The 22,700-nt window shown below is 59.1% G+C and carries 23 protein-coding genes and 3 pseudogenes; 18 read left to right on the forward strand and 8 right to left on the reverse strand.

Features of this window, described 5'->3' with window-relative positions:
* Positions 1–6: 6 nt before the first annotated feature.
* From FZE95_RS16565 to FZE95_RS16625, 15 genes and pseudogenes are all read left to right on the forward strand, one after another.
* Complete coding sequence (locus tag FZE95_RS16565) at positions 7–1,230, forward strand: Rossmann-fold NAD(P)-binding domain-containing protein (RefSeq protein WP_150301989.1); 1,224 nt, start codon at positions 7–9, stop codon at positions 1,228–1,230.
* On the forward strand, positions 1,227–1,775 hold the full coding sequence (locus FZE95_RS16570; protein ID WP_150301990.1) for a VOC family protein: 549 nt from the start codon (positions 1,227–1,229) through the stop codon (positions 1,773–1,775). The genes FZE95_RS16565 and FZE95_RS16570 overlap by 4 nt, the downstream gene beginning before the upstream one ends.
* A complete protein-coding gene (locus FZE95_RS16575; RefSeq protein WP_150301991.1) occupies positions 1,772–2,764 on the forward strand; it encodes an ABC transporter substrate-binding protein in 993 nt (330 codons plus the stop codon). The genes FZE95_RS16570 and FZE95_RS16575 overlap by 4 nt, the downstream gene beginning before the upstream one ends.
* A gap of 19 nt (positions 2,765–2,783) precedes the next feature.
* On the forward strand, positions 2,784–3,623 hold the full coding sequence (locus FZE95_RS16580) for an ABC transporter ATP-binding protein (protein ID WP_223825102.1): 840 nt from the start codon (positions 2,784–2,786) through the stop codon (positions 3,621–3,623).
* Positions 3,620–4,384, forward strand: coding sequence for an ABC transporter permease (locus FZE95_RS16585; RefSeq protein WP_150301992.1), 765 nt, complete (start codon positions 3,620–3,622; stop codon positions 4,382–4,384). The genes FZE95_RS16580 and FZE95_RS16585 overlap by 4 nt, the downstream gene beginning before the upstream one ends.
* Before the next feature lie 25 nt (positions 4,385–4,409).
* Positions 4,410–4,784: an oxalurate catabolism protein HpxZ gene (gene hpxZ / locus FZE95_RS16590; RefSeq protein ID WP_150301993.1), complete on the forward strand. Its 375-nt coding sequence runs from the start codon at positions 4,410–4,412 to the stop codon at positions 4,782–4,784.
* Positions 4,785–4,906: 122 nt separating this feature from the next.
* Entirely contained in the window at positions 4,907–5,875 is a 969-nt protein-coding gene (locus FZE95_RS16595) for a DMT family transporter (protein WP_263398694.1), read from the forward strand.
* A gap of 112 nt (positions 5,876–5,987) precedes the next feature.
* Positions 5,988–6,977: an ABC transporter substrate-binding protein gene (locus FZE95_RS16600; RefSeq protein ID WP_223825103.1), complete on the forward strand. Its 990-nt coding sequence runs from the start codon at positions 5,988–5,990 to the stop codon at positions 6,975–6,977.
* 40 nt (positions 6,978–7,017) lie between these two features.
* The gene (locus tag FZE95_RS16605) at positions 7,018–7,770 is read left to right on the forward strand and encodes an ABC transporter ATP-binding protein (protein WP_317845787.1); all 753 of its coding nucleotides are present in this window, start codon (positions 7,018–7,020) and stop codon (positions 7,768–7,770) included.
* Positions 7,751–8,542, forward strand: coding sequence for an ABC transporter permease (locus FZE95_RS16610; protein WP_150301996.1), 792 nt, complete (start codon positions 7,751–7,753; stop codon positions 8,540–8,542). Before FZE95_RS16605 ends, FZE95_RS16610 begins: the two co-directional genes overlap by 20 nt.
* Positions 8,543–8,605: 63 nt before the next feature.
* Positions 8,606–9,085 (forward strand): nucleoside deaminase, encoded by a 480-nt coding sequence (locus tag FZE95_RS16615; RefSeq protein ID WP_150301997.1) that lies wholly within the window; start codon positions 8,606–8,608, stop codon positions 9,083–9,085.
* 170 nt (positions 9,086–9,255) lie between these two features.
* Positions 9,256–10,218 (forward strand): annotated as a pseudogene (locus FZE95_RS20130) (cache domain-containing protein); the annotation flags it as partial.
* A gap of 129 nt (positions 10,219–10,347) precedes the next feature.
* Positions 10,348–11,076, forward strand: a complete 729-nt coding sequence (locus FZE95_RS20135; protein ID WP_397387141.1) for a methyl-accepting chemotaxis protein — start codon at positions 10,348–10,350, stop codon at positions 11,074–11,076.
* A 58-nt stretch (positions 11,077–11,134) separates the two neighbouring features.
* Positions 11,135–11,248 (forward strand): annotated as a pseudogene (locus FZE95_RS19820) (efflux RND transporter periplasmic adaptor subunit); the annotation flags it as partial.
* A gap of 97 nt (positions 11,249–11,345) precedes the next feature.
* Positions 11,346–13,121, forward strand: a complete 1,776-nt coding sequence (locus FZE95_RS16625) for a mechanosensitive ion channel family protein (protein WP_218573680.1) — start codon at positions 11,346–11,348, stop codon at positions 13,119–13,121.
* A 14-nt stretch (positions 13,122–13,135) separates the two neighbouring features.
* Here FZE95_RS16625 and FZE95_RS16630 read toward each other — a convergent pair.
* The 5 genes and pseudogenes from FZE95_RS16630 to FZE95_RS16650 all read right to left on the reverse strand — a co-directional run.
* Positions 13,136–14,179, reverse strand: a pseudogene (locus FZE95_RS16630) (DUF4113 domain-containing protein); the annotation flags it as partial.
* Between the two features lie 185 nt (positions 14,180–14,364).
* Complete coding sequence (locus FZE95_RS16635; RefSeq protein ID WP_150302025.1) at positions 14,365–16,659, reverse strand: heavy metal translocating P-type ATPase; 2,295 nt, start codon at positions 16,657–16,659, stop codon at positions 14,365–14,367.
* 185 nt (positions 16,660–16,844) lie between these two features.
* A complete protein-coding gene (locus FZE95_RS16640; protein WP_150302000.1) occupies positions 16,845–17,294 on the reverse strand; it encodes a hypothetical protein in 450 nt (149 codons plus the stop codon).
* 104 nt (positions 17,295–17,398) lie between these two features.
* Complete coding sequence (locus FZE95_RS16645) at positions 17,399–17,854, reverse strand: DUF305 domain-containing protein (protein WP_150302001.1); 456 nt, start codon at positions 17,852–17,854, stop codon at positions 17,399–17,401.
* A gap of 12 nt (positions 17,855–17,866) precedes the next feature.
* On the reverse strand, positions 17,867–18,409 hold the full coding sequence (locus FZE95_RS16650; RefSeq protein ID WP_223825104.1) for a c-type cytochrome: 543 nt from the start codon (positions 18,407–18,409) through the stop codon (positions 17,867–17,869).
* Positions 18,410–18,726: 317 nt separating this feature from the next.
* Here FZE95_RS16650 and FZE95_RS16655 point away from each other — a divergent pair, with 317 nt between their 5' ends.
* From FZE95_RS16655 to FZE95_RS16665, 3 genes are all read left to right on the forward strand, one after another.
* Positions 18,727–19,479: a formate/nitrite transporter family protein gene (locus tag FZE95_RS16655; protein ID WP_223825108.1), complete on the forward strand. Its 753-nt coding sequence runs from the start codon at positions 18,727–18,729 to the stop codon at positions 19,477–19,479.
* A 235-nt stretch (positions 19,480–19,714) separates the two neighbouring features.
* Positions 19,715–20,146 (forward strand): ion channel, encoded by a 432-nt coding sequence (locus FZE95_RS16660; protein WP_150302003.1) that lies wholly within the window; start codon positions 19,715–19,717, stop codon positions 20,144–20,146.
* A gap of 34 nt (positions 20,147–20,180) precedes the next feature.
* Positions 20,181–20,576, forward strand: a complete 396-nt coding sequence (locus tag FZE95_RS16665) for a hypothetical protein (RefSeq protein WP_150302004.1) — start codon at positions 20,181–20,183, stop codon at positions 20,574–20,576.
* Positions 20,577–20,618: 42 nt separating this feature from the next.
* Here the strand turns inward: FZE95_RS16665 and FZE95_RS16670 are convergent, their stop codons facing one another.
* The 3 genes from FZE95_RS16670 to FZE95_RS16680 are packed head-to-tail and all read right to left on the reverse strand — an operon-like array spanning position 20,619 to position 22,695.
* Positions 20,619–21,068, reverse strand: a complete 450-nt coding sequence (locus FZE95_RS16670; RefSeq protein ID WP_223825105.1) for a DUF411 domain-containing protein — start codon at positions 21,066–21,068, stop codon at positions 20,619–20,621.
* The gene (locus FZE95_RS16675; protein ID WP_150302005.1) at positions 21,058–21,741 is read right to left on the reverse strand and encodes a c-type cytochrome; all 684 of its coding nucleotides are present in this window, start codon (positions 21,739–21,741) and stop codon (positions 21,058–21,060) included. The genes FZE95_RS16670 and FZE95_RS16675 overlap by 11 nt, the downstream gene beginning before the upstream one ends.
* A gap of 9 nt (positions 21,742–21,750) precedes the next feature.
* Positions 21,751–22,695 (reverse strand): copper resistance protein B, encoded by a 945-nt coding sequence (locus FZE95_RS16680; RefSeq protein ID WP_223825109.1) that lies wholly within the window; start codon positions 22,693–22,695, stop codon positions 21,751–21,753.
* Positions 22,696–22,700: the final 5 nt, after the last annotated feature.

Below are 22,700 nucleotides of genomic sequence, written 5' to 3' on the forward strand. Positions count from 1 at the left end.
AAAAGCATGAACAGACTCAAGGTCATGATCATCGGTTCAGGCGTAGCCGGATCCATTCTCGCCCGCCGACTTTCAAGGCTGCCAGCGCTCGAGGTTCACTGTCTCGAAAAGGTATTGCCGGACGATCATTCCGAGGCGGGTACCGGCCTGAACGTCGGGCCAAACGCCATCAAGGCGCTGCAACTGACCGACCCCGAACTGGCCGCACAGGTCCTCCAGGCCAGCCTGCCGTGGGACAGCTGGCGGCTATCACTGGCCGACGGTCAGGTGCTGTTCGACCTGCCGCTCAGCCAGGTGGCGGACAACCCGGGAATCCGTATTCGCTGGTCCGAGCTCTACCGCGTGCTGCGCCAGGGCGCAGGGGACGTCATCCGCTACGGCGCCCAGGTCTCCAGTATTGCTCCGAGCCACACCAGCCCGGGAAAGACCTGCGTAACCTGGACGCAGGATGGCGCGGAGCACAGCCTTGACGGCATCGACCTACTGATCGGCGCCGACGGCCGTTATTCGCAGACGCGCGCCACCTTCTCCGGTGCGCCCGAACCGGTTCATGTTGGTGTGGCCATCATCCGCACCCTGGTGGAGGACACCAGCAACGGCCTGATCGACGATTACGGACAATGGTTCAACGGGCCTCACCGGCTGCTGGCCTTCCGCGTACCGCCAGGGCACATCTACATCGCTGCGACCTTCCCGGTCGCCAAGGGCGCCGAGATTCCCGATGCCTGGCGAACCGCCGAAGTCATGCGCCAGACCTACACGCCAGCCTCCGGACAACCCAGTCCCGAGATGCAATGGCTGCTGAACGCCATGTGCGACCACCTGGGCGACAGCCACTGGGCGCGCATGCAGGAGTCGCCGGTCCTGTTCGCGGACCCTCTGCTGCCGGTCATGTACATCGGCGACAGCGCGCACGGCATGGCGCCCACCCTGGGCCAGGGCGCAACCCAGGCGATCGAGGACGCCTGCGTGGCGGCAACGCTCGTGGAATGGGAGGTGGCCGCCGGCAACCTGGACGTCCGCTCGTGGCTGACTCAGCTCAGCGACGCCCGCGAAGAGCGCATCCGTTTCGTCATGCAGCTATCGCTGGACGCAACCGACACCATGCTGGCCGGCGCTGACCCGGTCGCCGGCGCGCGCTGGAAGACCGAGGCACCCTTTCTGGCGAAACTCTCCCAGTTGTTCCGCGACGTCCCCTTTGCCAGCGGCGGCCAGCGGGAGGCGTCATGACAGCCCAGCCTTTGCCGCCCCAGGGCCTGATCGTGCATGGTCTGTTTCACATCGCCATCAAGACCGCGAACCTGGTAGCCACACGCTGGTTCTGGCGCGAAATCATTGGCCTGCGCGAAGTACCCCGCCCGGACTTCGGCTATCCCGGTGCCTGGCTTGGCTGCGGCCAGCCGGGGGGCCAGGCCATCATTCACATCTACGCCGGCGGCCCGGCGCTCGGGCCCGCTGGCATTGCCGAATGCGGCAGCGCGGCAATCGACCACATTTCGCTCGCCTGCAGCGGCTATCACGCAACCCTTGCGCGCTTGCGCGCCGCCGGGCTGGATTGGCGCGAGTACCTGGTACCCGGCACCAGCCTCTGGCAGCTCTTTGTCTACGACCCCAGCGGCGTGCAGCTGGAACTCACCTTCGAGGGCGCGATGGAACGCGGCGCTCCGCCGGATATGTCCGCATCCCGCCGCTACGTGGCGGGACAGCCATTCTTCAACCCTGACCACTACGCAGATCTGTCTGCCCGTCACATCACCGAAAAGGAATTACCATGAAAAAGAATGTCATTACCGCGTCGCTTTTGAAGGGTCTTGCGGTGGCGTCCCTGACGCTGGGCCTGCTTCCCGCCGCTCAGGCGGCAGACCTCGAAAAGATCAAGCTGGCCGTGTTCCCCTCGGTAACCGCGTTGCCCTACTACATCGCCCAGAGACACGGGCTATTCAAGGAAGCCGGGCTGGAGGTCGAAGAAGTGGCGGTGACCAGCCATCCATTGACCGTTCAGGCGATTGTATCGGGCAGCATCGATGGCGCAGCCAACCTGGTCACCCTGGAAGGCGCCAATATCGAATCCCGCCGGGCCGATACGCTCCGCTATATCTCGCTGAACGGCCAGAATGAAGAGTTTCGGGTGGAACAGTTCGTGGCTCGGTCCGGTAGCGGGATCCAGAAGCTCACCGACATCAAGGGCGGCCTGAAGCTGTTTTCCGCCCCTGGCCCTGCGAACATCGGCTCGGCCCGCGAAGTGCTGAAAAAGGCCGGCCTGAAAGAGGGTGAAGACTTCACCATCCAGGAACAGACGGTGGGCATGCACCTGAGCGTACTGCAGGCCGGCACCTTCGACGGCGGCTACACCCTTGAGCCAGCCGCCACCATGATGGTTTCGCAGGATGTCGCCACCCGGGTCGAAGCCGGCGTCATCGCGACCTATCTGCTGGATAACAAGGACGGCAACGCCTTTGCCACCGGCACCGCCCTGTCCTCACGCTTCATGTCCGAGCGCCCCGAAGTGGCCAAACGCTTCGCCGAGGTCTGGGCCAAGGCCATAGCCATCGCCGAAACCGATGAAAACACCCGCACCGACCTCGCCGCCGGCATGCGCATCCCGATGGAGCTGGCCTCCGCGGTCCCCCTGTCCAACATGATCATGGTTGCCGACCTGAATGCCGACCATCTGAGCGACTTCCAGAAGTTCATCGGTCTCGGTCAGCGCCTTGGCGTTCTCAGAGACGCCATGGATGCCGAATCCCTCCTCCATGCTTACTGATACGAAGGATGACCAGACCATGAAAATAATGCCCGACCATTACAGCATGGGCCCGCCAGCCAGCGAGGTGAAGGCACCAGGCACAGCCTGGCCACACCTGCCAAAGGGCACCCACATCACCATTCGCGGCCTGACCAAGACCTTCGATGGCGCGCCGGTCTACGACAACTTCGATCTGAACATTCCCAAGGGAAAGATCGTCTCGATTTTCGGCCCGAACGGCTGCGGCAAGAGCACGCTGATCAACATGATCTCCGGCATCCTGCCGTACGACAGCGGTCAGATCCTGTTCGACGGCAAGGAGGCACGGGAAACCACGCTGGGTTACGTGTTCCAGAACTACCGCGAGGCGATCTTTCCGTGGATGCGGGCTATCGATAATATCCGCTACCCGCTGCAGTACCTGCGTCTGTCCAAGGGCGAGGCCCAGGCGCGCCTGGACCGCCTGGTGGAAAGCTTCGAGGTTCAGTTCGACCTGAACCTTTACCCCTACCAGCTCTCCGGAGGGCAGCAGCAACTGGTCTCGATCATGCGCGCCCTGGTGGTGGAGCCGGAGGTGCTGTTTCTAGACGAACCCTTCTCCGCTCTGGACTACGAGATGGTGATGTTTCTGCGGGGGCGTTTGCAGAAGGTGCTGACCGAGCGCCAGGTCACCACCCTGCTGGTCTCCCATGATCTGGACGAGGCAGTTCTGCTCGCCGATGAGGTTCTACTGCTGACCAAGCGGCCCACCAGTGTCGCCGAGCGCCTGATGTTCGATGCGCCACGCCCCCGGACTGCAGATACATCGGTGCAGCCGCAGTTCATCCAGGTGAAGTCTCGCGCGCTGGAAATATTCCAGCGGGAGGTGCGCCGATGATCACCGTCGCCTCGTTCGGCCGGCTTCGCCCGCTCATCGGTGTAGTCGCGCTGATTGTCCTGTGGATGCTGATCCACGCCACCCGGGCCGTGGACCCGGTGCTGCTGCCCTCCCCGGCTGAAACCTGGAACGCGCTCATCATCGGCCTGACCGAGGGCACCTTGGGGGCAGACTTCGCCAAGACCGTGGTGCGGACGCTCTGGTCCTTTGGCATCGCGGTGGTCATCGCCGTCCCCCTCGGCGTGGTACTGGGTGCCTCTCAGAAATTCTACGAGTCGATCGAGTTTGCCATCGACTTCTTTCGCTCAACGCCTGCCTCGGCCATGTTTCCACTGTTTCTGGTGATCTTCGGGGTCGGCGAAGCGACCAAAATCGCTGTTGCCGCCTTTGGCGCTGCGCTGGTCATCATGTTCAACGTGGCCTATGGAGTCATGGGCGCACGCAAGCAGCGGCAGCTGGCGGCACGCGTCATGGGTGCGCCGCGCTGGCGGGTATTGACCGACGTGACCCTGCTCGAGTCCATGCCACAGGTCTTTGTCGGCATGCGCTCCGGGGTGTCCCTGGCGCTGGTAATCATCATCGTCGCCGAGATGTTCATCGGCTCGACCGATGGCCTGGGCCAGCGGGTGATGAACGCGCAGATGATCTTCGACATGCCCGACATGTACGTCGCAATCATTGCCTCCGGCGCGCTGGGCTATGCGATGAACCTGCTGTTCATCATCACCGAAAAACGCTTTGTGCACTGGGGCGGCAAATAGCGCCTCACCACAACGGAGAAACCGCATGCAGATCAATCATCCAGAGACTCTGGCAGAGCTAACCGAAGTGTTCGATGAGTACGAACGCGCGCTGGTGAGCAACGATACCGCCGTACTGGACCGCCTGTTCTGGAACAACGAACGGACGGTGCGCTACGGCGCAGGGGAAAATCTCTATGGCTTCCTCGAAATCCAGCGCTTTCGGCAGGGGCGCCCGGCGGGCAATCTCGAGCGCGACGTAGCGCGCCGCGGGATCACCACCTTCGGACGGGACTTTGCGGTGACCAACATCGAGTTCACCCGGGCGGGGTCGTCCCGCCTCGGCCGTCAGAGCCAGACCTGGGCACGCCTGCCGGATGGCTGGCGGGTGGTCTCGGCCCACGTCAGCCTGATGTCCTAGAGCCTCCTCCCCGTTCGCCCGCTCCTCGCGCCAGCAAACCGGTCCATCACAAGGAAAGTACCAGCATGACCAATCGTTCTTTAATACCTGTTCCGCGTTATGCCTGGCGCACGGGCTACCTTTTGCTGGCCTTCGTTGCACTGGCCTGGGGTCTGAACTTCCCGATCCTGAAACTCGGCCTGGAAAACAGTCCGCCGCTGCTGTTCACCGCCATCCGCATGCTGCTCGGCACGCTGACGATGTTCATCATCGCCGCCGCCATGGGTAATCTGCGGCTGCCCGACCGTCGGGACTGGCCGGTGCTCTTTTCGGTCGGGGTGCTGCAGAACATGTCGTTCATCGCGCTGGTTACCCTGGGCCTGCAGTTCCTGCCGGCCGGCCGGGCGGCAATCCTGGCATACACCACGCCGATCTGGGTGGTGCCGGCCGCGGCATTGTTTCTCGGTGAACGCTTTACCCTGCCGCGCATGCTCGGGGTATCGCTCGGTCTGGTGGGGCTGATCACGGTATTCAACCCGGGATCACTGAGCTGGAGTCAGCCGGATGTGCTGATCGGCGGCGGCCTCATCATGCTCGGTACCCTGGTATGGACTGCCGGCCTGGTTCACGTGCGGCGCCATTGCTGGCACGGCGACGTCCTCTCGCTCATCCCCTGGCAACTGCTGATCTCGGTACTGGTGCTGACGCCGATCGCCCTCGCTTTCGAGAGTCCCGCCGACATCGTCTGGGAGACCTCTTTCCTGTGGCCGCTGATCTTCAGCGGCACGGTGGCCTCCGGCCTGTGTGTCGCCGCGCAGGTGGCGGCAATCCGCTCACTGCCCGCGGTAAGCATGTCGCTCAGTTCCGCCGCAGTCCCGGCAGTCGGCCTGTGGTCCTCAGCGCTGTTTCTCGGTGAGCAGCCATCAAACAGCGACGTGCTGGGCTTCGTGCTGATCGCACTCGGCATTCTGACCGTTGGACTGGCAGATCGGCGTCAGGCCCTGAGCAGTATCAGAGAGGCGAAATCTTTGCGCGCTGTTGGCAGGTCGAGTGCACCAAAACGGACCAATCGCCCCGTATCTGAGCAGCCAAATGCCCGCTGCGGCCTGTAAGCCGCTGCGCCTGCGCACTTCGACCCGCTGGGTAGCATGGCCCGGTACTTGCTTTGCCATTTACAAGAAACCTGCCTAATCGGTCAGGTTATTTCTCCCAAGGAGCAAGATCGTGTTGAAGAAAACGTCGAAAATTCTGACATTAGCTATCGCCCTGGCCGGTAGCGGCGCGGCTCTCGCGGCCGATCAGGTGACATTTCAGCTGGATTGGCTGCCAGGGGGCGACAAAGCGCCGGTCTATGTTGGCGTCCAGCAAGGCTTTTTTGCGGATGAGGACCTGGAGGTCAGCATTTCCAGCAGCCGCGGCTCCACCGATGCCTTGACCAAGATCGCTACCGGGCAGGCAGAAATGGGTAGCGCCGACATCGGCGCGCTCATGGCGGCCCGAGCCCAGGACACCCTGCCTGTCAGTGCGGTTTACATGATTTTCAATCAAGCGCCGCACGCCTTCTTTACGCTTGATAGCAGCGATATCAAGACCATCACTGATATCGCCGGGAAGAAAGTCGCCACCTCCCCGTTCACGTCTTCCAACGCATTCATGCCACTGGTTCTGCGCGCCAACGATATGCCCGGCGACGCAGTCACCCTGACCAAGTCAGACCCGGGCGCATTGGGCCCGATGCTCATGACAGGCAACACCGACGCGATCATCGCCTGGGTCACCAATACTGCGCTCTTTCAGGCTCAAGCCGCTAGCGCCGGTAAAAACATCAGGGTTCTGCCCTGGTCGGACGCGGGTCTGGAGCTGTACAGCTCAGCGGTCGTTGCCAGTGACAAATTCCTCAGTGAGCGCCCGGACGTCGCCAAACGCTTCATGAAGGCCTATGTGAAGTCGCTGCACTTCACCAACGATAACCCAGAAAAAGCCGCTGCCGATCTCCAGGAGATGGTGCCGGACGTCGACCCTGCCGTGGCCGCCGCCCAGATTCGCGACACCATGACGCTGGTTTTCAATGAACTCAGCGAAACAGATGGATTGGGGGTGATGACGCCTGAGCGCGTGGCCCAGACATGGACCTACGTGGCTGAAGCGAACGAGCTGGCCGAGTCATCGCTGGATCCCGAAACAGTCGTCAACCGTACCTTCATTCCCGAGTGAGATTGATATGAAGCAACACTCCGAGCGCGCCTTCGTTCGGATGGATGGTGTCGGGCATCGTTATGATCCGGCACCAGACGCTCCGATGGCAGTTCAAAATATAGACATCGAGATCAACCGCCATGAATTCGTAGCGGTGGTCGGCCCCTCTGGATGCGGCAAGTCGACGCTATTGCGCATGGTCTCTGGACTGCTGGTTCCCAGCGAGGGGAAGGTCAGCGTCTTCGGCAAACAGGTTAGCGGCCCGCGGGACGACGTCGGGATTGTTTTCCAGAAGCCCACTCTCCTGCCCTGGCTGTCAGTGCGCAAAAACGTACTCTTCCCGCTCAAACACAAGTTTGGCCGTTACGGCCGAGAGGATGAGAAGCGCGCACAGGAACTGTTGGAAATGGCGGGGCTGCAAGCCTTCTCCGAGAAGATGCCGGACGAACTTTCCGGCGGTATGCAGCAGCGGGTCGGGATCGTTCGGGCCTTATTGTTGAACCCGGACATTCTGTTGATGGATGAGCCGTTCTCCGCACTGGACGCCATGACGCGTGAGCAGATCGGTTTCGACCTGCTCAAGATCTGGGACGAGAACCCCAAGACGGTTCTGTTCATCACCCATTCCATATCCGAAGCGGTGTTGCTCGCCGATCGCGTACTGGTGATGAGCAAGCGCCCCGGCTCGGTACTGGATCTGATCGACGTTGATCTACCGCGCCCACGGTCTCCGGAAACCATCAAGCAGCCGCGCTTCAGCGAGCTGACAGATCGCATAAGGAAGCATATCTATGAGCCAGAAGCTGCCTGACGGCTCGCTGCGCAATGCGCTGCTCACCTGCGCCCCCTGGATTTTCTTCATCGCCCTGCTGCTGGCCTGGGAAGCGCTTTGCCGCATCGCTGAACTGCCGACGTACGTTTTACCCGCGCCTTCGGTCATCGTCGATGCGTTCTTTGAAGTCGAAATGAGCCGATGGCTTGACCATCTGTGGGCAACGCTTCGGGTAGCGTTGATGGGGTTCGGACTGTCCATCGTGATCAGTATCCCATTGGCGATCTTCATGATGCGTTCCGAGCTGCTTTCACGCACGCTCTACCCCGTGCTGGTTGTCATTCAGTCCACCCCGGTGGTGGCCATCGCGCCGTTGATCATCGTAATGATGGGCTCCGGCGACTCCTCGAGGGTACTGATCACCTGTCTGCTGACGTTCTTCCCGCTGGTTGTTTCAACCGCAACGGGCATCAACGAAACGCCCGCCGAACTGATTGAACTCAGTCGATCGCTGGACGCCCCCACCCGCCGTGAAACCTGGCAAATCCGGATTCCCTACGCGATTCCGCATATCTTCAGTGGGCTGAAAGTCGCTATCACTCTGGCAATCATTGGCGCGGTGGTGGCCGAGTTTGTCGCCGCTGAAAAAGGGCTGGGCTACTTCATCCAGTTTTCGACGTCGTTCTTCAAGATTCCCCAGGCGTTTGCCGGGCTGTTCTTCCTCGCGGCTGTAAGCCTCTTGCTCTTCAAATGCGTGCAATGGACCCAGCAGATTTTCTTCGCCTGGAGCCTGCCCAGGAAAAAGTCATGAATGCTGGCCGGTCTTTTTCCGGCCACCGCCAAACCCTTTTAAATCAATAAAGGAAACCCCTACGTGAGTCATACCGAGCAAGACATTGCGCTGCTGCGCAAAACCTTCAAGCTGGCCGAGAACGCAGCAGCACAGGGCGTGCACCCCTTCGCAGCGATCCTGACGGATGCCCAGGGCAAGGTGCTGATGGAGCAGCTGAATGCCTACCTTCCCGACAAGGACATGACCGGCCATGCTGAGCGCGTGCTCATGACCCGAGCCAGCAAGGCATACCCGCCTGAGATCCTCGCGCAATGCACGCTGTTCACCTCCGCTGAACCCTGCGCCATGTGCGCCGGAGCGGCCTACTGGACCGGCATAGGACGGGTCGTTTACGGCGCCAGCGAAAAGCGGTTGAAGGAACTCACCGGCAACCATCCCGAAAACCCGACACTGGATCTGCCCTGCCGTGACGTGTTCGCCGCCGGGCAAAGAGACGTCACCGTCATCGGCCCGCTTCTGGAAGAAGAAGCGGCTCAAGTGCATAAGGCATTTTGGGCCTAGCGAGTCGGGCAAATCTCCATAGACGACCCTTACATCGCAACTTGCAAGAGCAGATTCCAATGCAATTCTGGAAACGAAGCATTCAGCGTCAGCTGATACTGAGCATGGGCGCTGCCCTGCTCGCCAGTACGTTTATCGTCATCGCGATGTACTCTTCCGTAGTAAACCACATGGTTGACCGGTATCTGATCGGCGAGGCATTACATTCGAAAGTCACCGCTGTGAGGAGTGAGCTGGATCGGGCACTGACCGTACCGGTCACAGCCACCGCAAGCATCGCGGGAAACAGCCTCATTCAGGACTGGCTCGGCTATGGAGAGAACCCTCAGCGGATGATGGCGTTTGTCCGCTATTTAGCGACCGTAAAGACACAGCAAAACGCGCTCACCACGTCCATTGCTGTGCTGGAAAGCGGCAACTATTATTCGGAGGATGGCCTTACCCGCACCCTTGACCGTGCAAATGAAGGTGACGCCTGGTTCTACAGCCTGGTGGACGGATCCGTAGAACGCAGCGCTGATATCGACATAGATGAAGCAACGAAGCAGCCGACGCTTTTCATCAACCAACGCATTGTGCTGGAGGGGAAAACGTTAGGCGTAGCGGGACTCGGATATAGCCTGCAAAGCATGTCGGAACTGATCGGTGACTTCCGCTTCGGCGAGCACGGCATGGTATATCTGGTTGGCGAGGACGGTCAGGTCAAGGTTCACCCGAATGCAGCCCTGAATAACAGCCAGCCGCTCCGGGACCTGATTGGCCCGGGCGCTGCTGACGCGCTAAATGCCGGTGGGACAGACGTGGTCCGTTTCGAGCGGAACGGAGAGACAGTCCTAGCTTTAGCCCAGCGACTCGATAGCCTGGGCCTTACTCTCGTTAGCGAAGTGCCTGAAAACGAGATATATGCTGAAGCGCACCAGTTGCTGTGGAAAACTAGCCTGGTTGGGCTGGGGGTCGCTCTGGCATTTCTTGTACTGATAGTTTTGCTGGCTCGCGGCATGGTGCGCCCGATTCGGGAAGTCACGTCGGCACTTGTCGAAATAGGCGGAGGCGCTGGCGATCTGTCCCGCCGTCTCGATGACCGAAGAGCTGACGAACTGGGCGATTTGGCGCGAGGCTTTAACGGCTTTACCGCTACTCTCCGAACCTTGATTGCAGATGTGAAAGCAACCAGCCTGCGACTCGGAACTGCCGTAGGGCAGGTTTCCAGCGTTGTCGAGGACACAGCAAAGCGAGCAGATAAGCAGCACGAAATGACCGATATGGTAGCCACCTCCGTTCATGAGATGGGGCTTACCGTCCAAGATATTGCTCTTAATGCCAGCAACGCCGCACAGTCCTCGCAGACAGCACGCAACCAGGCAATCGAAGCTAAAGCAGTGGTAGGCCGTTCGGTCTCGCAGATCGAAACAATGTCTGCCGATATCGGAGACGCCGCAAACACCGTCACACGGTTGGCCGCGCAGGTGGCGTCGATCGACAAAGTGCTTTCCGTGATTCGTGGTGTCTCCGAACAAACCAATCTACTAGCCCTTAACGCCGCGATTGAGGCGGCCAGAGCTGGAGAAATGGGACGAGGGTTCGCCGTGGTCGCCGATGAGGTGCGAACGCTGGCGAGCCGCACTCAGGCGTCTACGGAGGAGATACACCTGATTATCAGGGAACTGCAGGACGGCGCCGTGGAGGCGGTCAGGTCAATGCATGCCGTTCAGGAAGCAACCGTGAAGGGCGTCGCCGCAAGCCAACAGACAGGTGAATCGCTCAGCCTCATCGCGGACGGTATCGACTCGATAAGCGATATGAACGTACAGGTGGCTACGGCAACTGAAGAGCAGTCAGCTGTCACTGACGATGTCACCAAACATGTCCAGGGTATCGCCGACCTCGCTCGCGCCACGCTTACCGAAGTCCAGGCGTGCCGGGACGATTGCCAGACCCTCGGGAAGCTAGCACAGGATCTCGGGGATCAGATGGGGCGGTTCAAGTTATGATTTAAGGGTGTTGCCTGTCGAGCAGGGAAGCAACGCTCGCTGAACTCGACATTCCGGCTACGCATTGCAACTGCACGCAGCAGATGCACGCCAAACGCAACTGGAAGCGGACCTAGCCCTCAATCTCTTGCTCGAAGCCGAAGGTATCCTCGCTCCGGCGGCTATCTCGAGCAACTCGAGGTCAGGTGGGGTCTGTTCAGGTAACGCTATACTTGGGGCATTGCACACGCCTTCGGCTGTTTCGTCATTTCTGCCTGATCAGGACGCCTATGCCTATCCCCAGACCTCGTCAGTATCTGCTAGCCCTGTTGTTTATCAGTATCGCCTGGATGACCGGCGGACCGGTTGCCGCCCAGGGCCCCGCCCCGGAGGCGACTGACGAAGCAACCGAGGAGCAGCCAGCGGTGCCCGAAGACCCGCTGGGGCGAACCACTCCCCGTGGGGCCTTCGGCGGTTACATCCATGCAATGGCCGAGGAAAGCTACGACGAGGCAGCGGAGTATCTGGATCTGTCCGGGCTGCCGCGGCGAATTGCCCGACAGGGCGGCGCTGAGATTGCCCGCCGTTTGCGCATAGCGCTGGATCAGGGCGGCGATGTTCAGCCGTCGGTGGCACTAAGCGACCAGCCGGAGGGCAAGCTGAATGATGGGCTGGCTCCGCATATGGAACGGATCGGCTCGGTTTCGCTTGAGGACGAAGTCGTACCGCTGTACCTGGAACGCACCCAGGAGACTGACGAGCCGCTCTGGCAAATCTCCTCCGAGACGCTGAAATACCTGCCCGAAAGCCTCGACGAGAACCTGAGCACCACTGTCGACCAGCTGTTGCCGAGCGTGTTGATTCAGCGCAAATGGCAAGGTGTGCCGATCGGCCACTGGTTGGCCATGGTGCTGCTGGCGGTCTTGACGTATGTGATTGCCCGACTGTTTGTCGCGGCGGTAATCGGTGCGGCGCGGCAGATTCTGAAACGACGCTTTCCCAACTACCCGGCAGGCCTGGTCCAGGCCTTCGCCCAGCCTATTCGGATATACCTTGCCGTAATGCTGTTCGTCACGGCGGCCCAGAACGCAGGGATTTCGATCATCGTCCGGCAATACTTCAGTCAGGTGACTGTACTGGTCGCCTGGTTCGCCATCCTGCTGCTGGCGTGGCGACTGATTGATGTGATCGCCGACGGTTTGTTTTCACGGATGACGCGCAGGGCCAACTTCGGCGCTTTGTCCGCGATCATGTTCTTCCGGCGCAGTCTCAAGGTATTGCTGCTGGCGTTGGGCACGATCAGTGTGCTGGATATCTTCGGCTTCGATGTAACCACAGGCCTGGCGGCGCTAGGTATTGGCGGTATTGCCATCGCGCTTGGTGCCCAGAAGACAGTCGAAAACCTGGTCGGCGGCGTAAGCCTGATCCTTGATCAGCCGGTCAGGGTGGGCGACTTCTGCAAAGTGGGCGATACCGTCGGCACGATTGAGCAGATCGGCATGCGCTCGACCCGTATTCGCACCCTGGATCGCACCATGGTGGTGATTCCCAACGGCGATCTGTCGGGGCAAGTCATCGAAAACTACGCACACCGCGACCGTTTCTGGTTTCACCCTACGCTGGGCCTGCGATATGAGACGACCCCGGATCAGATCCGCTATCTCCTGGTCGAGATTCGTTCGTTGCTGTACGCACATCCGCAGGTCGACCCCGATCCGGCGCGGATACGTTTCACCGGGTTCGGCGCAACCTCGGTCAATCTGGAAGTGTTCTCCTACGTGCTGGCAAAGGACTACGACGATTTCCTGGAGATTCAGGAAGACCTGTATCTGCGTATAGCCGATATCGTCCAGGAGAGCGGAACCGGCTTCGCCTTTCCGTCACAAACCGTTTATCTGGCCGGCGATACGGGGCTTTCCGAAAGCAAAGCCCGCACTGCCGAAGCGAAGGTCAACGAATGGCGGGAGAACGGCGAACTGCCTCTGCCGCAATTCGAGCGCGAGCGCATCGATGAACTCAAGGGCAGCATTCCCTACCCGCCGCCGGGCTCCAGCACGCGTCGATGACGTGGCAGGCTCGCTCACCGGCACCGCACGCCCCAGAGCTCTTCCCACCGCGTGGTGAAGCTCGGGCTTTTCATTTCGCGTCGCATCCCCCACTCCGGCGCGCGCGGCACGCTCGCAGGCCGCAATGTGCCCCTGCCCCAGCGTTGGTTGATCTGATCGAGCACGTTCATCACGCGTTCGGCTGCCTCGGGCTGGATTTCGGCGAACAGGTCGTCGGTGAATTCACCACGCTGACGCAAGTCGAGCAATAAGATCTCAGCCTTGCTGTAGGCATAGCCTGCGCGAAAAATCTGACCGAGCCCGGCCACGGCATAAGCCGTGATCAGGCGAGTGTCGTCCGATGGATAGGGCAATTCGCATACGACGCCCTTGGCGTATTTGGCTTCGTCGGGATTGAACATGCCGGTGCGAATGCTCACCCGCACGCGTTTGCACAGCGAGCCCTGCGAGCGGAGCTTTTCGCAGGCGCGGGCGACGTAGGTGGCCACCGACTCCCGGATGGGTTCGATGGTAGTCAGGCGTGTACCGAACATGCGGCTGCAGCAGATTTCCTGCCGCGGTGGTGCGGCCTCCTCCAGTTCCAGACAGGCCGTCCCGCGTAGTTCCCGTGCTGTTTTCTCCACCACCACGCTGTACTGTTTGCGCAGCGTCCAGGCATCCGCCTGAGCCAGGTCCCAGGCGGTGGTGATGTTGCTTCCGGCAAGGTGCGCGGTCATACGGCGACCGATGCCCCAGACCTCCTCTACCGGCATGGCTTTGAGCACTTTATCCCGGCGGCCCGGGTCACAGATATCGACTACGCCGCCGGTCTGGCGCTGCCATTTCTTGGCGGCGGCGTTGGCCAGCTTGGCCAGAGTCTTGGTGGGGGCGATGCCGACGCCGGTGGGTATGCCCGTCAGTTTCAACACCTGAGCGCGCAACTCTCGGCCCAGCTGTAGCGGGTCCGCGATTCCGGAGAGATCGGCAAAGGCTTCGTCGATACTGTATACCTCAAGCGCCGGCACCATGCTTTCCAACACAGTCATCACCCGCTCGCTCATGTCGCCATTTATGTGGAATGGAAAAGCTAGCGGAATGAAGAAACTGGCTCGACAATTTGCATCGCATACAGCTTCGGTCCCGGATAGCGATCGCTGTGGATAAGGTCGAGCTTCCTACCCTTGCTGGAGGGCCCAGTGCGCTTCGCTGCCTTTCGCATTCTAGTAAGACTGGCAGCTTATCTTTCAAAGACACAACCAGGTGATCACTCGCGTTGCAGCCGGAGGGCGTTGAACACGACCGAAGCTGAGCTCAAGCTCATCGCTACCGCTGCGATCATTGGCGACAGGAGCAAGCCTGTAAATGGATAAAGCACGCCGGCAGCTATAGGGATGCTTAACCCGTTGTACATGAAGGCGAACAACAAGTTTTGTCGCATGTTCCGCACCGTGGAGACCGATAAACTGCGGGCGCGTAAAATTCCCATCAGATCGCCTTTGACCAGGGTCACCTGTGCACTGCTCATCGCGACGTCCGTCCCGGTTCCCATGGCGATACCGACATCAGCTCGGGCCAACGCCGGTGCGTCATTGATGCCATCCCCGGCCATCGCCACGAACTGCCCTTCGGCCTGTAAGCGCAACGCAAGCTGCTCCTTGTCCTGCGGTTTGACCTCCCCGTGGACTTCGTCGATGTTTAACTCTTTCGCTACCGCTCGCGCGGTGGTCAAACCGTCTCCTGTCGCCATGATGATGCGGATGCCCTCGTCATGAAGGCGCGATACCGCCTCTCTGGATGTTGGCTTAATCGGATCAGAGACAGCCAGGGCACCGGCGAGGCGACCATCCGCCGCAAGAAACATGACGCTGCTCCCGCGCTCACGCCACTCTTCAGCCTTCGATTTGAGAGGGCTGACGTCGATACCTGCGCCCTCAATCAATGCGGTGTTGCCGAGCTGAAGTGAGCGCCCCTCCACCTGGCCACGGACGCCAATACCCGACTCCGACTCGAAACCCTCTGGAGCCACCAACTCCACGCCTTGCGAACGAGCATAATCCACGATGGCATGTGCCAAGGGATGTTCACTCCCCTGATCAAGGCTGGCTGCTAGTCGCAGCACTTCGCCTGCATCGAACTCCCCGTGACCTTCGGCGTGCTCGAAAACGGGGCGGCCTTCGGTCAAGGTTCCAGTCTTATCGACGATCAGCGTGGTAACCTTTTTGAAGTTCTCGATGGCTGCAGCGTCGCGGAACAGCACCCCGCTGTTAGCGGCCTTGCCCGTGGCGACCATGACGGACATGGGCGTGGCGAGCCCCAATGCGCAAGGGCAAGCGATGATCAATACCGCGACAGCGTTGATCAAACCGAATACCCAGCCTTGATCCGGACCAAACAGCCCCCAGGCAAAGAATGTAGCGATGGCGATGGCGACCACTACGATTACAAAATAGCCCGCAACCGAGTCGGCCATGCGCTGCATAGGGGCCTTGGAACGTTGTGCATTGGCGACCATTTGCACGATCTGGGATAGCATCGTTTCAGAACCGACACGGGTCGCTTCGATGATCAGTGAGCCGTGGGAATTGAGGGTCGCTCCGATCACGGTGTCACCTGGCCGCTTGGTTACCGGCACGGGCTCCCCCGTCAGCATCGACTCGTCGACGGCACTCTCTCCTTCAGTGACCACCCCGTCTACAGGAACCTTCTCGCCCGGACGAACCCGCAATTTATTGCCTAAATGAACGTGCTCCAGCGGAATGTCTTCTTCGCTATCGTCACTATTGATCCGCCTTGCAGTTTTGGGAGAGAGTCCTAAAAGAGCTTTGATTGCCGATGATGTCTTTGAGCGTGCGCGCAGCTCCATCATCTGACCCAGGAGTGTTAGCGAGATAATCACTGCGGCGGCTTCGTAATAGACCCCGATGCGCCCACCCACGGAGAAGGAGGTTGGGAATAGCCCCGGTAGCACTGTTGCCACCAGGCTGTAGCCATACGCTGCAGCCGTTCCCAGACCAATCAACGTCCACATGTTTGGGCTGCGCTGTTGCACCGAGGCCAAACCCCGAACGAAGAACGGCAGGCCGCCCCACAGCACTACTGGCGAAGCCAGCGCAAGCTCAATCCAGTTCTGCGATTGCCCGTGGAAAACATCCAGCCCATGTCCAAACATGGCCAGAGCTGTGACAACCACTGTGAAGGGCAGCGTCCCCCAAAACCGCCGAGAGAAATCCTCAAGTTCAGGATTGCTTTCGTTTTCCAGATCAGGCAGCACCGGCTCCAACGCCATCCCGCATATTGGACAACTTCCTGGACCTATCTGCCGCACCTCCGGGTGCATAGGGCACGTGTACTCTGTGTTGTCGTCCTTCTTGGCGTCGGCATCTGCGCTTGGGCGGCTGGGTTGAAGATATTGCGATGGCGCCGCGTCAAAACGAACCTGGCATTTATGACTACAAAAATAAAACGCTTTTCCGGCATGATGTGTTTGGTACGGGCTATCCGGCTTGACCAGCATGCCGCAAACAGGGTCTCTGAACTCCGCACCGTGCCCTTCAGGCATTGCTTCGTGTGAGTGCGTTGATGATGATTTGACCACGCTCGCTTCCTTAGCCGCGTCTGCACGGCTATCAAAAGGGTAGTGTGCCGCCCGCTAACCAAGCGTTACCTGACTCAACTCAAGAATCCGCCACAAAAATCGAGTAAAACCCGCCTCGCGCAGTGCTTTGATCGCTGTCACGACGTCTATCAAGGTGCGTCGCACTCATACCAGCCTAGATAGCCTACGTTTAATCCTTGCTGGAGCGAGAAATGCAGTTCCGCCGTGACTTGTTTTCCTGATTCGGGTTTTTCCAGTTCTTCCGACACCACACGCATCGTCATTCCATCCGCTGCGAACAAAAGGCCCTGTTGTAAGCTTTCATAGCTTGGCTTTTGGTCGGACGTCAGCTGCACCAAGCGGCCGTGAATTTTGGCCACGGCCTGGGATCCTGCGTCTTGATTGGATTGACTGATCGCAAGTATGGGAGGGCTTTCTGCGGTATACCGAAATACACACTGCGGAACACTCCCCAAGACCTTAACGATCTCGGCTCCCTGCATTGTCTGAGGGTCGATAGCAGGAATATCAGGGTTGTTGATAGCTTCCTGGGCGCTAACCAGCTCGGGCGATGGCTTTTGCATCATTGAATTTTCCATACCCTCTCCAGGTGCGGGGTCGCCGCACCCAGCGAGGACGGCAGTAGCAAATGCCAGTGACGATAGCAGTGCGTGGCGAGTGGGGTGCTGTGATCGGATCAGCATCAGTCGGCCCTCTCCAAGTCGCGAATGAGATATTTCATCTCTGAGATTTCCCGGCGTTGCGCATCGATGATCTCGTCGGCGAGCTTGCGCACGCGAGGGTCGGAAATCTGTGCGCGCTTACTTGTCATGATCGCAATCGAGTGGTGCGGTATCATCGCTTTCATATACTCTGCGTCCCCGATCGTGGCCTGGCTGCGGACTAGCCATAGCGCAGCGACGAATAGCAAAGCACTGCCGGCGAAGATGCCAATATTGATCGGCTTTTTCTGGTACATGTTGAGCATGAAGCTAAGCATTACCACTGCCATGACAGCACCCATAACAAGCGCCATCCAGGCTCGGGTTTCGCTCCATAACACGTGTTCAAACGCGTAGGTATTGAGGTACATCACGCCATACATGATGATCGTTGAGGTGGCGACCATTGCTGCGAAACGCCAATAAGACATGCTCATAGAGTTTTTCCTTCAGTTACCGTGTCCTGGTGAGTTTTCAAAGCTGGCATAAGTGTCCTGTGTCATGCCGGGCAAGCGTTTGACAAATGCCGCGATTTCCCATAGCTGGTCGTCGCTATGGGTTGGCCCGAAGGCCGGCATCCCGCTCATCCGCACTCCGTGTTTCGCTAACCAATACACTTCGTTTGCCTTCCACTCCGAGGCTACCTCTGGAAGATGCGGCGGCTGTGGCAACATGCCTTTGGCCCACTCGCTTTTCTCCACACCAGGTCCGCCGTGGCAGTGCTGGCACATTGCCTTGTAGCGTTTCGCCCCGGCAGCAACCATAACGTCAGTAAGGGGAGGGGCTTCGATGTCGTCTGCTCTGTCAGCGACCGAATTCCTCATGGTCGTTTCGAGAGCCCAGCGCACGATAGGTTGGTGATCCTGGGTCGCAGCGACGTTATAGGCCCCTGTATAAGCAACTCCGAGCCCAACCATAAGCGCTACCAAGATAATCAGGCCGAGCCCGATCACTGCACCTGCTGCGACTTGGCTAAATTTCCCAGGCATCATGTTTCCCCTCATTGTGCTGGTTGGACGTCAGGGCCGGCTTACTACAAAGCTGACCCGGCAGGCACCATGAGGTTTCACGTTCGCGGCCAAGCTTACAGAAATGTAATATTCTTTCGGCCTGAACTTCTCTGGCTCATTGCTATCTAGCAAAAAGAGGCCTAGACCGGGCCGTTTTTCGATTTCGGCTACGTAACGGTAAAGAAGTGGGCCTGTAAGACAGCGAGCAGCGACGGGAAACAACGAAGCCGAGTGAAGGCGGTCACCGTTCACTGAGACTGGATTATCCGCGCGAAGAGGCGCAGAAGAACTACCACACCATCCTCGAGCAACAAACTTCTCGCGCCGAGGAGGAGCTCAGACGGCCAGCTATCGCGCTGTTCATGTCCGGAGTCACCGCAGGGCTTGATGTCGGGTTTGGCCCGTTTGCGATGGCCATCAATTCAACTTTGTTTGAAGGCGTCTTACCAACCGCTGCGATAACCTTCATCAACGCGAATCTCTATTCGATCGGCTTTATCTTCGTCGTGGTTGGTTACTCGGCCCTGTTTACTGAACAAACCGCTTCAGCTATCCAGCCGGTTCTATCACGTCGGGCAGGCGCAGGGGCGTTGCTACGCCTATGGAGCATTGTGCTGGCTGCGAACGTACTCGGCGCAGCGGTTTTCTCAGCGATGGCGGCCGTGTTAGGCCCGGCACTTGGCGTAGTTGATCAAGGGGTTTTCGGTGACATTGCGCATCGGCTGCTTGCCAAGCCCTGGTGGGTCATGCTGGTTAGCGGTGTGACGGCCGGCTGGCTGATGGGATTACTCGCATGGTTAGTCACCGCTTACCGCGACACGATAAGCCAGATTGCATGTGTGTGGCTGGCGACCATGCTCATTGGCCTGGGCGGCATGCACCATTCGGTTGCCGGCACCGTGGAGATTTTGATGGGTGTGTTTTCGGGAGAAGTCGAGGACTCAGCCAGTTACTTTGTTTTCTTGCTCTGGTCAGTGATAGGCAACGCCTTTGGCGGCGTGGTCTTTGTGGCCGGACTGAAGTATTCACACATCATGAAAAGCTCTGGGTAGCGTACGTGCGGGGCGAGCCCGACCATGAATACTCAAATCGGAGCCAAACTTCGCCGTTGAGGTGGAGGTGGACTCCGCCTGGACAACCGAGAAGGTGAGATGAACTACTTATTCCTGGGAGCCGGTGCAGTGCTTTCTGTCCTGGTCATTGCAGATATCATCAAAACGGTTTTTTCCACGCGCGGAGCCGGCAGTCTATCTTCAGCAACGATCTGGCTGGTATGGACTCCTTTCTTTGGCGGCAGCGAAGAAAAGAGGTGGTTCAAAACTGCTCGAATATGCCGGGCCGAGCATGCTGGTTTCTATTTTGGGAGTCTGGATCATTGGGCTTTGGCTGGGGTTCTTCCTGCTGTTAATGGCGGACACCGGGTCGGTTGTCTCAAGCAGCACCGAGTCGCCGACCACACCGCTTGAGAAGCTGTATTACGCCGGCTTTACGGTCGCCACACTTGGCGTGGGTGACTACAAAGCGTCTGCAGATGTTTGGCGACTGTTGACAGACATCGCGGCTTTCGCCGGTCTCGCATTCATCACGACCGCCATTACCTATTTTGTGCAGGTACTGTCCGCGGTGACTGTGCAAAATAAGCTCAGCCTCTATGTCAACTCCATGGGGCCGACCCCCACAAGACATCCTCATCAACAGCTGGACGGGCGAAACGTTTGATCCGTTTTATTCGCACGTAGCGAACCTGAACGAGATGTTGATAGAGCACATCACCAATCATCACTCGTTTCCGGTCATCCATTATTTCCATGCGAGCGATCCGGAAATGGCTGTCATTCCGGCTATCGTCCGGCTAGACGAAACTTGTCATCTGCTTCTCGGCGCTGAGACCTCAGGATCGCATGAGCGACAGCTCGCCTTGCATATGCTGCGGGAAACGCTCGATCAGTACGTGAAAATGGTCGAGAGTGGCTTCATGTCCACCATGAGGCCGTCGAGTAGTGCACCCACCCCCGACCTCGCTCCGCTAGCTAGACAAGGAATCACAATCAATCTAGCTAAAGCCATGAAATCGGGCAGCAGGCGGCGTGAAATAATGACCGCCTTACTGGAACGCGACGGGTGGTCGTGGAAAAACGTGTATCGCTAACGCATCTGTCCGAAAAACCAGATCGACGCCTGCGGGATCGGCTCACGGGTAGGTGGCTATGACCTTTTCTTCTCCAACACTCACTCCAATGACTTCGTACGGGTGCGCAATGCCGGGTACTTCCATTCCCGGCGATCCCGCCGGCATGCCAGGGACAGCGATACCTGCCAGGTCGGAGCGCTTCGATAGCTCGATGACTTGCGCAGCCGGAACATGGCCTTCGATAAACCGGCCGTTGAGGGTGGCTGTATGACATGAAGCGAGGTGACGGGGTACCTGCAGATCGCTCTTGACCTTGATCATGTCTTGCTCGACTCGGTCGATCACTTCAAAGCCCTTCGACTCCATGTACGAGATCCAACTCTTGCAACAGCCACAATTGGCGTCTCGGTGGACCTCGACGGTAAGCTGTGGAGACGACGCGTAAGCATGGATGGCTGCGAAGAACAGGGGAGCTATCGCTGACCAGGCTTTGCTGGGCTTAATGCTCATGTAAATGTTCCTTGCCATCGGCATGGATGTGTGTATTCGGCTGCATTTGGGAAGGCTGACCGCCTTCAGCCGCGCCGTGATGGTCCTCTGCGTGGCCATCCGCTCCTTGTTCGCCGCTATGATGATCACCGTGTGGTGCGGTTTCGCCTCCACCATGCGAGTGGCCTCCACTGGCGGCAACTAACTTCCGGTACTCCTCAGCGCTCAGGGACGGTAACTCGCCCAAAAATGCCACCATTTCCCAGATGTACCGATCTTCCATGCTTCGTCCCCAGGCGGGCATGCCGGAAGCCTTGATGCCATGTTTGATGACCCAAAATGTTCTCGCGGGGTCCCCACTGACTCCGGTCTGAGTCAAGTTGGGCGGAGACGGATACAGCCCCTTGCTAAGCTCCGACGCGGTCTGTCCTGGCTTGAGATGGCAACTGACACACATCGCATCGTAGTTACCCGAGCCTGCCTGCACCTTATCGGCACCTTCGAGATTGGGAACTTCGATCGACTCCGCGCGAACCGCTATGGACCGGTTCCGAGCCGCCTCAAGAAAACCATGCACAATCTCTGCGTGCGGCTCGTCCGCCGCTACACTAACCACGCCAAAATACACAGCTCCGGCGACAGCGCTCGCGAACACTGCGAACGCCACCACTAACGTGCCCACTATCTTTTTCATTGTTCGATCCTAAAACCACATCCTGATGCCAGCGACGAAGCGCGCCGACTCGATTTCTTCGCCTTCCTCTCGGGCAAAGTCAGCTGTTTGCCCATAGCTTCTACCCCAGCTAACGCCGACATAGGGTGCGAACTCACGAACAATCTCATAGCGGAGGCGCAAGCCGACTTCGGCCTCGCTTAAGCCAGAGCCAGTGCCTCTCCTGGCATCATCCTTGCCCTGAAAATTCAGCTCCGCCACTGGCTGCAAAACCAGACGGTTTGTCAGCAGAACGTCATATTCTGCTTCCAGCCGAGCAGCCGTTTGACCGGCTTCGCCCAGGTAAGCGGTGGCTTCAACTTCCAAGCCGTACAATGCCATTCCTTGCACACCAACCGCCGCCCAGGTTTGGGGTGAGCCCGGTTTGAAGTCCTGCCTGACGCCGGCGACTAGCTCCCACCAGGGACCGATAGCATGTCCCGCCAACACGTGCACCTCGGCTTCTTCTGTGACGCCGTTGGTACGCTCGCCCTCGGAGCGCAACCAGATTCGGTCAACGTCTCCTCCCCACCATCCGCCAAGCTCCCACGCCAGCGCACTGCCTGCATCAGCATCCTGATACTCAAGCTGATCGAACAGAAGGAAAGCGTAAGGCATCTTGTCGTGGACCGTGTGGCCTTGAATGGCCGGAAATGCAGCAGCGCGGTCAGCATCAGTCAAGGCCGGAATAAATGATGGCTGGGCAATTCCATTTACGTCGTGAACGCCATGCGTGTTGCTTTGTATTGGCTCACCGTAGCTGGGGTCCACATCGCCGTGCTGCATCGAACCGTTGCCCATCTGGCTGTGGTCCATATCGCCGTGCTGCATCGAACCGTGGTCCATCTGGCTGTGATCCATATCGCCGTGCTGCATCGAACCGTGGTCCATCTGGCTATGATCCATATCACCGTTCTGCATCGAACCGTGGTCCATCTGGC

The sequence above is a fragment of the Pseudomonas profundi genome (assembly GCF_008638305.1).
Classification (GTDB): Bacteria; Pseudomonadota; Gammaproteobacteria; order Pseudomonadales; family Pseudomonadaceae; genus Halopseudomonas; species Halopseudomonas profundi.

What these genes read in the sequence shown, in the direction of transcription:
- FZE95_RS16565 (WP_150301989.1), top strand. Translation starts at nt 7, where the DNA reads ATGAACAGACTCAAGGTCATGATCATCGGTTCAGGCGTAGCCGGATCC.
- FZE95_RS16570 (WP_150301990.1), top strand. Translation starts at nt 1,227, where the DNA reads ATGACAGCCCAGCCTTTGCCGCCCCAGGGCCTGATCGTGCATGGTCTG.
- FZE95_RS16575 (WP_150301991.1), top strand. Translation starts at nt 1,772, where the DNA reads ATGAAAAAGAATGTCATTACCGCGTCGCTTTTGAAGGGTCTTGCGGTG.
- FZE95_RS16580 (WP_223825102.1), top strand. Translation starts at nt 2,784, where the DNA reads ATGAAAATAATGCCCGACCATTACAGCATGGGCCCGCCAGCCAGCGAG.
- FZE95_RS16585 (WP_150301992.1), top strand. Translation starts at nt 3,620, where the DNA reads ATGATCACCGTCGCCTCGTTCGGCCGGCTTCGCCCGCTCATCGGTGTA.
- hpxZ (WP_150301993.1), top strand. Translation starts at nt 4,410, where the DNA reads ATGCAGATCAATCATCCAGAGACTCTGGCAGAGCTAACCGAAGTGTTC.
- FZE95_RS16605 (WP_317845787.1), top strand. Translation starts at nt 7,018, where the DNA reads ATGGATGGTGTCGGGCATCGTTATGATCCGGCACCAGACGCTCCGATG.
- FZE95_RS16610 (WP_150301996.1), top strand. Translation starts at nt 7,751, where the DNA reads ATGAGCCAGAAGCTGCCTGACGGCTCGCTGCGCAATGCGCTGCTCACC.
- FZE95_RS20135 (WP_397387141.1), top strand. Translation starts at nt 10,348, where the DNA reads ATGGTAGCCACCTCCGTTCATGAGATGGGGCTTACCGTCCAAGATATT.
- FZE95_RS16625 (WP_218573680.1), top strand. Translation starts at nt 11,346, where the DNA reads ATGCCTATCCCCAGACCTCGTCAGTATCTGCTAGCCCTGTTGTTTATC.
- FZE95_RS16635 (WP_150302025.1), bottom strand. Translation starts at nt 16,659, where the DNA reads ATGCCTGAAGGGCACGGTGCGGAGTTCAGAGACCCTGTTTGCGGCATG.
- FZE95_RS16640 (WP_150302000.1), bottom strand. Translation starts at nt 17,294, where the DNA reads ATGGAAAATTCAATGATGCAAAAGCCATCGCCCGAGCTGGTTAGCGCC.
- FZE95_RS16645 (WP_150302001.1), bottom strand. Translation starts at nt 17,854, where the DNA reads ATGAGCATGTCTTATTGGCGTTTCGCAGCAATGGTCGCCACCTCAACG.
- FZE95_RS16650 (WP_223825104.1), bottom strand. Translation starts at nt 18,409, where the DNA reads ATGATGCCTGGGAAATTTAGCCAAGTCGCAGCAGGTGCAGTGATCGGG.
- FZE95_RS16665 (WP_150302004.1), top strand. Translation starts at nt 20,181, where the DNA reads ATGTTGATAGAGCACATCACCAATCATCACTCGTTTCCGGTCATCCAT.
- FZE95_RS16670 (WP_223825105.1), bottom strand. Translation starts at nt 21,068, where the DNA reads ATGAGCATTAAGCCCAGCAAAGCCTGGTCAGCGATAGCTCCCCTGTTC.
- FZE95_RS16675 (WP_150302005.1), bottom strand. Translation starts at nt 21,741, where the DNA reads ATGAAAAAGATAGTGGGCACGTTAGTGGTGGCGTTCGCAGTGTTCGCG.
- FZE95_RS16680 (WP_223825109.1), bottom strand. Translation starts at nt 22,695, where the DNA reads ATGGACCACGGTTCGATGCAGAACGGTGATATGGATCATAGCCAGATG.